Annotated in this window: 4 protein-coding genes; all 4 read right to left on the minus strand. The window is 48.7% G+C overall.

Features of this window, described 5'->3' with window-relative positions; genetic code table 11:
* Positions 1 to 18: 18 nt before the first annotated feature.
* A complete protein-coding gene (locus tag ACR9Y8_RS03365; RefSeq protein WP_481211819.1) occupies positions 19 to 3120 on the minus strand; it encodes a SusC/RagA family TonB-linked outer membrane protein in 3102 nt (1033 codons plus the stop codon).
* Positions 3121 to 3325: 205 nt separating this feature from the next.
* Positions 3326 to 7393, minus strand: a complete 4068-nt coding sequence (locus ACR9Y8_RS03370; RefSeq protein ID WP_481211820.1) for a hybrid sensor histidine kinase/response regulator transcription factor — start codon at positions 7391 to 7393, stop codon at positions 3326 to 3328.
* Positions 7394 to 7510: 117 nt separating this feature from the next.
* Positions 7511 to 9448, minus strand: coding sequence for a sialate O-acetylesterase (locus tag ACR9Y8_RS03375; protein ID WP_481211821.1), 1938 nt, complete (start codon positions 9446 to 9448; stop codon positions 7511 to 7513).
* 45 nt (positions 9449 to 9493) lie between these two features.
* Positions 9494 to 12331, minus strand: a complete 2838-nt coding sequence (locus ACR9Y8_RS03380; RefSeq protein ID WP_481211822.1) for a T9SS type A sorting domain-containing protein — start codon at positions 12329 to 12331, stop codon at positions 9494 to 9496.
* Positions 12332 to 12386: the final 55 nt, after the last annotated feature.

Raw genomic sequence — 12386 nt, forward strand, 5'->3', positions numbered from 1 at the left:
TTTGAGCTCGGTTTCAGATTAGAATTTAACATTAACACCAAACATATACTGACGGGTAGGCGGTACTCCCATTCCTACTGTGATAGCCCTGCCCACCACAGGCGTTCCACCTGCAGTAGAACCAACGGCGTTGCCATTGCCGTTACCTTCAGGGTCGATGCCAAGCCCGTCACGTACCAGGGGCGCCCAGATAATAAAGGGGTTCTGGGCGGCCAGGTATACCCGAAGTGAACTAAGACCGATCTTACTGGTGATCTTTGAAGGAAAGGTATATCCCAGGTTGGCAGACCTTATCTTAATAAAAGAGCCGTCACGGTAAGACAAGGTGGATGTATACTGTAAAGCATCCCTGCTTGCATCCGGCTGCGGAAAATCGTTGGTGGGATTATCGGGTGTCCAATAATTTACTTTGTACTGGTTAACACGGCTATTCATAAAGAAAGGATAACCGGCTGCGCCACCATCAGCGGTCAGGTAGGTAACCACCACTGTTTGCCCGATACGGCCGAATGTCACAATATTCAGGTCAAAATTCTTATAAGCGAAGCGGTTGCTGAAACCAAATACAAAATCCGGTTGAAAATTGCCGATCACTTGGCGGTCTTCCGCTCCGATTGATCCATTGTTGTTGACATCCTGGATCCTGATATCGCCCGGTGCGGCCCCGTATTTAGCGGCATCCTCTTTTTCACCCAACTGCCAGATGCCGGTCTTTTTCACGTCATAAATTACCGTCAGCGGTTGCCCCACATACCAGCCATTGCCAATGTCCTGGGTCAAGCCCGGCTGCAGGGCGACGATCTTTTCCCTGGCCATGGAAAAATTCAGGTCTGTATTCCAGGTGAACCCGCCGCGGCTTTTTACGTTCAGGCTACTGAGCGTTATTTCCAGGCCATGGCCGGCTGTCTTGCCCTGGTTAACAAGTACGGAGTTGGCTCCCCTGCTTCGTGGTAATTCTTTACTGAGAAGTATATCCCGGGTATTGACATTATAATATTCAACGGCGCCACTCAAACGGTTGTTGAAGAAGCTGAAATCCAGCCCTATATTGTATCCCCTGGTAGATTCCCAGGTGAGATCGGGATTGGGAAGTGTATTGATCAGGTACCCGGATACAAAATTCACATTGGGAGAGGTGCCCGGACCATAATTGTAGAAATTGGAAGAAAGGCTTCCTATAGTGGTGTAAGGCGCAATGGTCTGGTTGGAGCTTATGCCCCATCCTACCCTCAGTTTAAGATGATCTATCCAGTTAATGTTGCGCATAAAATGTTCGTTGCTGAGGTTCCAGCCTGCAGACAGTGCCGGATAGGTGAACCATTGATTGCCTGGCGCCAGTACGGAAGCGCCGTCAGTCCTCACCGTAGCCGTCAGCATGTAACGATCATCATAAGCATAAAACACCCGGGCCATATAGGACAACAGGCCGCGGTCGGTGTAGCCGGAAGGATTAGCTGTCAGCGAATTCGCCAGCTGGAAATTATAGTCCTGGATATAGTCAGCCGGTACTCCTTGTCCGTTGAATTGCTGGCTCTGATTGAAATTTTTCACCACTTCGTGTAAGGCGGTAGCCTGGATCTTATGCTTTTCTGCGAAAGTTTTTTCGTAGGTAAGGGTGTTGTCTACGGTATAGCTCCAGGTTTCATCGTTCGACTGGCTTAGCGTAGCGCCCGCGGTAGTGAGGTTGGTGTTAAATACAGTTCCCGGGCCATTATAGTTATTGTTCATGGTCTGGATCCAGTCGAGCGCCAGGCTACTTCTGAATTTCAACCCTTTAATGATCTCCAGCTCTCCGTACACATTGGTCAATGTCCTGAAGCGCCGGGTACGCGCTTTGATCTTATCATTGTTGCCAATGGACGTGAGCGGACTTAGCTGGTTGGCGTCATTCGATTGTTGAATAGCCGGCTGAAAGTTAATACTGCCGTCAGCGTTATAAGGGAGGTACAGCGGGCTTAACCTGGTAGCTGATCCGAAAGCGCTGGTATTAACACGGTTGGCCCAGCTCATGGTATTGGTAGTGGTCAGGCCTACTTTTATACGATCACTCATCTTGTGATCAATCGCGATATGAAATGAACCGCGGTCAAAACGCTGATCCGGTATGATGCCCGTTTCACGGAATACACCGAAGCCGAAGCTATACAAGGTTGTTTCATTACCGCCGGCAACGCTGATATTATGATCTGTACGGATACCGCTTGTCAGCAAAAGCCGCTGCCAATCTGTATTAACGCCTTTGGCCAGGTTTTCCTGTTCAATGGGGGTAAGTGCATTGGGATGGGGATTATTAGGATTGGGCTGTCCCTGCTTTGCAGCTTCCTTGAACGCTGCATACTCCTGCCCGTTAAAGAGATCATAGGTGCCCATTGCCTGGGAAATACCCACATAACCGTCATAACTGGTGACGGGCTTACCAGGCCGTCCTCTTTTTGTGGTAATGATGATCACCCCGCCGGATCCGCGGGAGCCATATATGGCAGTTGCAGATGCATCTTTTAGCACGTCAATGGTTGCAATATCATTGGGATTGATATCGTTGATACTGCCACCTGAAAGCGGTATGCCGTCTACTACCAGCAGCGGGCCATTCTGGGAATTATTGGCGCCTGAGCTGGATGCGAGCGAGCGGTTGCCCCTGATCCTGATCTCTCCGCCGGTGCCTATACTGGAACCATTGTTCACAATGTCAATACCGGCTGCTCTGCCCTGGAGCTGGTTATAAACGTTAGGCGCCCCTACTTCTCTCAAGGTTTCTCCCTTAACGGAGACCGTGGCTCCTGTCACGTCCTTCTTTTTTGCAGTGCCATATCCTATTACCACTACCTGTTCCAGGTCACTGACCGCTGATTTTAGTGTCACGTTGACAGTTGTTTGACGGTTCACGGCAATTTCCCGGGGCACGAAACCCACCGAAGAGACCACCAATGTGCCGGTGGCCGGGGCGGTGACCTTAAAGAAGCCGTCGCTATCACTCAGCACGCCCGTCCTGGTGCCTTTTAGCTGTACGCTGGCGCCGGGGATTCCTGATCCGTCGTCGCCGGTAATGCGGCCGTTAATAATAATGTTCTGCGCTCCTGCAAAAGATGTTGTCCCAAAAACAAGTAGAAAAGTCAGCATCGTTTTTCCTAATAGGAATTTGAAGGAGGTTGACGCTTTTTGTAAGCTGTGCGTAACCAAAAATTTCATAATCGTGGATTTGTACAGTAATTCAAATACGAGGAATATGTCGTCGCAGCGAATGTAACGTGACTTGTACAGGGGCTATGGTTGGTTTGTAAAAATGAATAGCACAAATGTTTAAAATGCCAGATTCAGCCTGGCTTTAGCTGGCAGACGGCCTGTTCCGGGCCTGGTATTCAGAGGGCAGCAGGTTAAATTTTGCCTTAAAGGCCCTGGTAAAATAATTAGGGGTAGAAAACCCGACGGCATACCCGATCTGGGCGATCTTCATGTCGCTGTTTTTCAACAGGTCTGCAGCTTTGTTCAGCTTTATAGAGCGGATGAATTCTACAGGGGTTTCGCCCGTCAACTGGACGATCTTATTATACAGGGAGGCACGGCTCATAAAAAGGTGCTTACTTAGCTCCTCCACTGTCAATTGGTCATTGTTAATATTGTCCTCGATATATTGTATGACCTTCAGCAATAGCTGCTCGTCCTCGGATTCCACTTCAGTTACTGGCATCACCACCTTCAGCTGACGGGTATAGGTGTCTTTCAGGGTTTGGTTCAGCTGTACCAGGTTCCTGATCTTAATATTTAATATATCAAAATTGAAGGGTTTAGTTAGATAATCACTGGCGCCGGTCTCCAGGCCTTTCAACTGCGAAGCGTCGCCTGTCAGCGCAGTTAACAGGATAATAGGGATATGGCTGGTCCGATTGTCTGATCTGATCTTCCGGCTCAGCTGAATACCATCCATACAAGGCATACTGACATCACTCACAATTACATGAGGATGAGTGGAAAGGGCCTTTTGCCATCCTTCTTTTCCGTCTGAGGCTTCTATTATTTTATAAAAGGGCTTTAAATTATCTTTCAGATAATACCGGAAATCATCGTTGTCCTCTACCAGCAGTACGGTCAACCTTTCCGTGACAGGCACAATGGTTTGTGGCGCCGGTGTTGGGTCTGCATCCGGCAGGCCGGCCCCGGGGGGGTCATCTGCGATTGCATACGGCGGCGCCATATTTTCTTCCGGCTCCTGCAGCGGTGCTAAGGGCAGCCGGATAGTGAAGATGCTTCCCTTGCCGGGAATGCTTTCAACATCAACAGCGCCGCCATGCATTTTCACGAACTCCAGGGTAATGGAAAGGCCGATACCAGTTCCCTGGTTGAGCACTGCGGAATTGGCATCTCCCTGGAAAAAGCGAGTAAAGATCTTTTCCTGCACTTCTTTTGTCATTCCAAGCCCCGTATCTGTAACGGCTATTCTCAGGCCCTGCAGGGTATCCTGGTCAATACTGAGGGAGATCCTGCCGCCTTTAGGCGTAAATTTGAATGCATTCGACAAAAGATTGAACAATATCCGTTCAATCTTATCCCTGTCAAAACAGGTATGAAAGCGATCCAGGGTGCTGGTGAAGGAAAAGCTGACCTGTCTGCGCTCGGAAATATCCTTGAATGATTCTACCACTTCTTTTATAAAGGAAACAATGTCTCCGTCGGTAAGATGCAGTTTTAGCTCCCGCTCTTCGAGCTTACGGAAGTCGAGCAGCTGATTAACCAGGTTTAATAGTCTGCGGGCATTTCGCTTCAGGAGGTTCAGCTGTCCCAGCTTTTCAGCGGATGTTTCCTGCCGGATCAGATTTTCTATAGGGCCTACGATGAGCGACACCGGTGTCCGGAACTCATGGCTTAAATTGGTGAGATACTTGATTTTTACCTGTTCAAATTCACGCTGCCGCTCCACCTCTCTCCTTTCCAGCTCCATGGTCTGCCTTATCTGGAAACGTTCCTGCTCCAGCGCAAACCTGTTCTTCAATTTCCGGACGGCGCGATACCGCAGTCCCCATAAAATAAGACCTGCCGCCAGGACGTAGAAAATATATGCGTAAACCGTGAGCCAGAAAGGAGGCCTTACATATATAGTAATGGTGGCTTCTTTTGTATTCCATGAACCGTCATCACTACTTGCTTTTACCCGGAATATGTATTTGCCGGGCTGCAAATTGGAAAACACGGCGGTACGGGAAGTCCCTGCGTTGTTCCAGCTTTTATCGAAGCCTTCCAGTATATAAGTATACCTGCTCTCTTCCGGCGCGGTGAAATTGAGAGTGGCATAGCTGATAGAGAAATTTTGCCGGTAAGCGAGGCGGATCTCGTCCGCCACTGAGATATGCTTCCTGATCGCCGCCTTTTCGCCGGGCACCACGGAGCTATTGGCGATCTTCAGATCTGTAAGCACTATCTTAGGTACATTCCTGTTGTAGTTCAAGGCCTTGGGATCGAAATAGTTAAACCCATCCAGGCCGCCGAAGAACAGCTCACCGTTGCTGGTTCTCAATCCCGCGCCCAGGCTGAATGTACTATGCTGCAAACCGTTATACGGGAAATAGTTCTTGAATTTCCGGGTCTGCGGATCAAAACTGCTGAGGCCCTTATTAGTGCTGACCCACACTTTACCGGCATCGTCTTCAAGGATCTTGTAGATCACTGCATTGGACACTCCCTGCTGCTCGGCATAACAGACGAATTTCTCCGTTGTGCTGTCGAACAGGCATATCCCGCCTCCCGGGGCGCCGGCCCAGATCCGGCCGCTCCTGCCAATACAAAGCGCCTGTACGTCATTGGATGGCAAGCTGCTATTCTCATGGTTAAGCACGCGGACGCTGCCTTGGGTTGGATCATACACCGCAATCCCGGCGCCTATCGTACCGATCCAGATGTTGCCCGACCAGTCCTCTTCTATCGCCCTGACAAAGCCATTTGTAAGCACTCTATTATTAGCGGCATGGTCATGGTTACTATTGAACCGATGCATGAGCGCCTTAAGGGGATCGTACACCGTTATGCCATTCCCGTTAGTGCCTATCCAGATATTTCCCCTGCTGTCCTTTTTAAGACAAAAAATTTCATTACCGGAAAGGCTTTCCGGCCCTTCGCCTTTCGTATAGTGCTTAACCTTGCCTGATTGCATATGCAGTACATAGGCGCCCTGCATGAAAGTGCCGATCCATAGTTCCCCGCCCGTACGCTCCAATGCCAGCACGGCCGGCGGCTTTCCCTTACCGTGAAATACGAGATGGTCGAACAAGCCGGTCTTCCTGTGGTACAGGTTGACGCCGCCTCCGTCGGTCCCTACATAGATGTCTCCATCTTCGCTTTCCGAAAAAGAAGTGACGACTGGCGCTGTCAGGCCTTTTGGATCAAAAGGATCGCTCTTCCGGAGATTAAAGAAAGCGAGGTTCTTATCGAATTTACTCACGCCGCCCTGGTAGGTCCCAACCCAGTAAATGCCGTTCTTATCAATAAAAATGCTGCGGACAGACTTGCCCCGTAAACTATAGCTGTTCCTGGGATCATACTCCACCCTGCGTGCTGTTTTCCTGCGGAGATCGAAGATATTCAGCCCTTCCTCGGTGCCTACCCATAAGCTGCCCGGATTCTCGGCGGTGATTGCCAATACCCGGTCGCTGCTTAATGTCTGCCTGGCGGTTTCACTATGCCGGTAGCTGCAAAAGCCCTTCCCTTCCGGCAGCAGCATCGTTAAACCGCCGTCATCGCTGCCGACCCATATATTACCGTCATGATCTTCTGCCAATGCTTTTACTGAATTGTCAGGGAGCGACAGCGGGTCTGCCGGATCGTGTGCAAAATGCCTAAAATTGTCTGTATTGCGTTGGTAAAGGTACAAACCGGAGTTTCCTCCTATCCATAAGCGGCGCCTGCTGTCTTCCAGTATGCAGGTAATAATGTTAGTTGCCAATTGCCCCGGTTTTCCGGGATCAGCGCGGTAGCGGGTTGTTTTACCCGTTTGCGGGCTGAACCTGAACAGGCCGGTATAGCTCCCGATCCAAAGATCACCGTTATGATCACGAAAGAGCGCCCGCGCCGTATTATTTGAAGTAAGCTCGTAATTGATGAAACAGTCCTTATCGCGGTTGTACAGCGACAGTGTAGCGTTTGTTCCTACCCAAAGATTGCCGGAACGGTCTTCGTGCAGGGCAAGGATCGAATTGGCGCCAATGCTGGCCGTATCGCCTTCCTTATGCCTGTAGACTGTGAAATTAACCCCATCGAATTTATTAAGGCCATCGTCTGTACCAAACCACATATAGCCGTATTTGTCCTTCAGGATAGCGGTAACGGTATTGGAAGACAGGCCATCTTTACTGCTGAAATTAACGAAGTTCAGATCGTTCTGCTGTGAGACAGCAAGGTGGAACAACAGGATCAGGGTGCATAAAAAAAGATGTACTTCACGCCGGCATGTAAATTAACGGATCAATGGCAAACAAAGCAACTCCACCAATATACATGATATTATTATGAAAAAAGAAGGTATTTAGGGTGCATCTGTTCTGAAAGGAACGGCCGGCAGATTTTCTGAATTTACCAGGTTGCATTCCGGGTTATCCGCCCAGGCATATCGCACGGCTACAGGTTCGGCAACTTTATCAGCATAAATAACAACTTCATTTCCTTCAATGATCGCTTTGGCCCAATAAAATTGTTTGTCTTTACCGGCAACAGCAAAACCTCTTACTTCCTTTCCATCTTTTGTAGAAAGACCCGCCCCCATGTCTGTAAAACTGATGCGAATGCGATTTCCTTCCTTCTTATAATTTTTATACCTCGGGCCAGATGCAATGCATGCTTGTTTGTACACCATTTTATTGGCAACCAGAGCCAGGCGGCGGCCCACTTCCTGTTTATTTTTCGGGTGGATGTCATTGGCTTCTCCAATATCAATAGTGCAGGCCATTCCTGTATTGGGCTGCGATAGCGTCAGCGTTTGCGCTTCTCTTAGTTCTGCCCAACCGCTTTCTGACGGAAGCGGTTGTGTTTTCATGTAATTGGCCAACTGAACAAATAAAAACGGAAGATTGCCTTGCTGCCAGCGCTTCCTCCAGTCTGCAATCAGCATAGGAAACAATTTCCGATAATCATAAGCAGCTCCTGTATTGGCTTCACCCTGGTACCAGATAAATCCTTTAATACCGAAAGGAATAAGCGGGTTTATCATGGTATTAAAGAGTACTGTGGGATAATACTGGTAATTAAGCATTTTAGGGAGAGCGCCTTCAAGATCCTTTTTATATAACCATTTTCCGGCTAAAGAAATTTTAGACGAACCATCGGTCATATAAATATCATCTAAGGGGCTCAAACCGCCCCCACCCCATAACATGGCTATTCTGACAGCAATAGTATTTTCTCCCCTCTTTACCATGTTGGCCGGAATGGTATAAGCATGCGTTGCATTGGAATACCACACATTCTTACATATTTCCTGGCCATTAAAGTAAAGCGAATAATTCATCTCAGGATGCCCCAGGTGGATGGTTACATCTCTTTGATTAAATGATGGGGGCAATGTGATTTTTTTTCTTAGCCAGACCACTCCTTCATAATAACCAATTCCAAAATCCTTTATCACATTCGGCATTTCAACGGTTGTCCAATCTGCATCATCATATTCTACAGCGGGAACTATCTTATCCGCATTATTCTGCGGATTATATACCATACTCCACAGGCGTACCTGGTTCAGACTGTCCTGTACAAAATCCTCACGATCCGGAGCCAGCGTATCATTACTAAGCGTTCTTTCCCTGGTGATTGGCGATGTAAGCAGCATCTCCCTGCTGGTCCACGCCTCTATGGGTGTGCCACCCCAGGTACTTTGAATAATACCAACAGGAATTTTTTGATCCTGGTGAATTTTACGGGCAAAATAGTAAGCAACTGCAGAAAACCCTTTCACATTTCCAGTATCACAAACTTTCCATCTTCCACCTGAAATATCAGTTTGAGGTTTTACCTGTTTACTATGTTCAACCACCAAAAACCGCATTTGCGGAAAATTGGCGTTTGCAATTTCCTTACCTGCATCCTTAGCCTGCTGCACCTGCCATTCCATGTTTGACTGACCGGAAGCCAACCACACATCGCCAATAAGAATTCCCTTCAGTTTGATTGCAGCGCCGGGTTTTCCGGATTCTGCAACTTTGAGCACATAAGGTCCTCCTGCTTTAAACACAGGAAATTTGAGCTGCCATTTTCCCTGCTGATCAGCTTTCGCCGTTGCCTGCGCGTTTCCAAGTTTTGCAACGACAAGGGCGCCTGGACTTGAACTTCCCCAAACCGGAATTTTGACGCCCCTCTGTAAAACCATGCTATCGCCAAATACATGCGGCAAACTGATCTGAGCATAAATAGATGTTTGAGCAAGAAAAAGTGCTGCAAAGAATAGCAGCGAAGTTCGAATCCGGAATCTCATTATATTATTCATTTGTTTTAAGCGCGTCTGTTTCTTTAAGATTTGTCAATGAACGATGAGCTTCTTAGTGAAACTGGATCCATTCGAATCTATTGTGACAATGTAGAATCCTGCATTCAGCCGCGAATCAAGCTCTATTTTGTTACTGCCCTGCGTTTTCCTTTCATAAAGCATTCTGCCCTGGTTATCATAAATCCTTACCACCGCCTGTTCTGAAATCTCCTTAAGCAGGATCGTACATCTTCCCTCGCTGGCAGGATTCGGATAGATGCTCACCTCATCTTCATTAAAGCTGGTCTTCTGTGAAATCGCGACAGCTGAAGTGTCGCTCATCCCTGCCTGGGAAGCTCTCATTAATGAGCCGGTCAGGCTGATATTAAAGGTCTGCCTGCTTTTGCATCCTGCGCTGTTGGTGTAGGTGGCCACGTAATTTCCCGCCTGGCTGGACTGAACATTAGATATATACACTTCCCGCGTAGTGGCACTGAAATTATTCGGCCCGCTCCAGCTCCAGGATCCGCCCTGCGTAGGCTGAGGGCCAAACTGTACGCTGCCACCTGCAGCTAAAGAAGCATTGGCTGTCTGCTGCCAGGTTCCGTTATTAACATTTAAATAGGGTGTGATGGCAGTAGGTGTACAGGCGGCGGGCTCCCAGTAAATTAAGCCTCTTCCGCCGCCGGCGCTCATGTATACCCTTCCGGCAACGTTCATATCGCCGATCAGCAATGGCGCGCCTGCAAACTCGTGGGCGTCGTCATTCAGCCTGGTCCAGGTAGCACCCTGGTCCGTTGATCTGAAAAGCCCTGTCACGCCAGCAACTGTTCCCCAGATGAAAACAGTAGGATAGCTGGCGCCTGACACCGCCTTTCCTATGCCAATCGTTTTACAATAAGTTACATTCGCTACATTCGTATAAGCCGCGCCGTAGTTGGTTGAATACTTTAATCCATTGCGGCCAAGCGGTACCCACACATGCCCTTCACGACCCGGTACGGTCCGGATCAAAGCCGCTTCCCACGGATAATTCGCAGTTGACGCACCCGGCGTACCCGCTAATGAAAAACTGACTCCTTTGTTGGAGCTCCTCAGGAGCTGCCCGTTGTTTGGAATGTAGATATAAAAATAGTTGGAGTTTACCTGGTCAGCAACCGGAACGGCGTCTCCAAAGGATACACCTGAACAGGCAGACCAGCTGCCGCCGTTGTTGGTAGTATAGTAGGTGGTTGCAGAACCGCCGGGGCAATGCAGTATAGTACCTCCGTCAGCGCTGACAGCTACCTTTCCTCCTGCACCTTTATTGCTGGCGCATCCCGTCCATGAAGCACCCTTATCGTTGGAATAGTAAACAACGTTTCCGCCGTTTGAAGCTCTTACAACTTTGTTTGTGTTGCCGGCAGCATAAGCAATGCTCTGGTTGTTCTGATCTGAAGGCGCCAGTCTTTTTGCCGGGTAAGCAGTCAGCGGCTCATGCACAAAGCCTGTTACATCTCCAAAGGAAGAAATGAACGGCCCTCCGGGGATGCTTATCCCGTCAAGCAGCGCGGTCTCTTCAAGCCCAATAACGTCATATTTCCATGAAGGATTTGTGGCTGTAATATCGGAGCAGGTATATACGCCACCGCCACCGATCACCCGCACCTTTGAAAGGTTGGACTGATCAAACTCTATACAGTCCATCCAGTTAACTGCGCCTCCCACAGTCCATCCCATGCCATTACTATCATAGGTGGCATTTGTGCCGTTTTTAAGCGTCCAGCTGGACCCTCCATCGGTAGAGAGGAAAACAAAATCGCCCCAGCCGGTACCAAACTGGTTGTTCCAATACATACCACAGGAAGAAACTATTACCCGGTTAACGTTAGTCGGATCAATACTTACGCCTCCGTATGCATAATCTTTTGAAGAAACGGGGGTAACGTTTGTCCACACACCGGTAGCTGTGTTGAGCTTATACAGCTTTCCATCTCCGTTACTGGACTGCGGACCTGCATCATCAGAATAGGTAACATACATGGTAGTTCCCTGCAGCGCTGCGCGGTGCGGCATAAAGCTGGCGGTTGCGGAAATGGCGGTAAAGGTGGCGCCTCCGTCTGTGCTCTTATATATATTCGCGCTCCCGGTACGGGAAACGCCAATGTACATGGTTTGCGTGGCCCCGCCTACTACGGCGCTGGAAGGATCAAAAACTACAAAACATATTCCGTTCTCATTAGGCGTAGTAGTTACGCCATTCCAGGCAAGGTTCCAGGTAACGCCGGCATCCGTGCTTTTCCATAATCCGTTAGCCCGGGTGCCACAGAATAAAATGTTACTGTTTTTGGGATCTACTGCAAGCCGCTCTCCGTTCCCGCGCCCGTTCCCATTTCCATGCGCTTTGAATTTAGCCGTAACATCTGTATAAGTGAAAGTATTTCCTTTGTCCGTGGATTTCAATATAGCTGTTCTTCCGTTGTTGATGTAGGAGGTGCCGCAGAGCATATAAACATTATTGGCATTCTGCGGATCCAGCGCCAAAGCTTCTACTCCAATAAACCCATTTTCTGACTCGTTAAGCCAGTCGAGCAGCTGGATCCATTTATTGTTTGCGGCATCCCAGCGGTAAGCTCCGCCTACATCTGTGCGGCAATACCTGTCACCGGATGTTTTATGGGTAACAATACCCGTTACAAATCCACCACCGCCAACAGGCGCATTCTTCCAGACGTAACCGTTGGTCTGCGCCGCCACTTTATAGCCCGGCAACGCAACACTGAAGAGCAGTAAACAGATATAGGCAAGTTTTTTTTGCCTGAACTGCGGGAATACCCGCGGAGATCTGACAGATCTGAATACAAAAGGCAGCATACCCTTTTGTTTAAATGGTTTCAACAAGGTTGTTCTCATAGAATTTAATTTCGTTTAAGTAAAATTGTGTGGAGAAAACTGATAAAACGAAATA

It is taken from the genome of Chitinophaga sp. SVR4-12A (assembly GCF_056754765.1).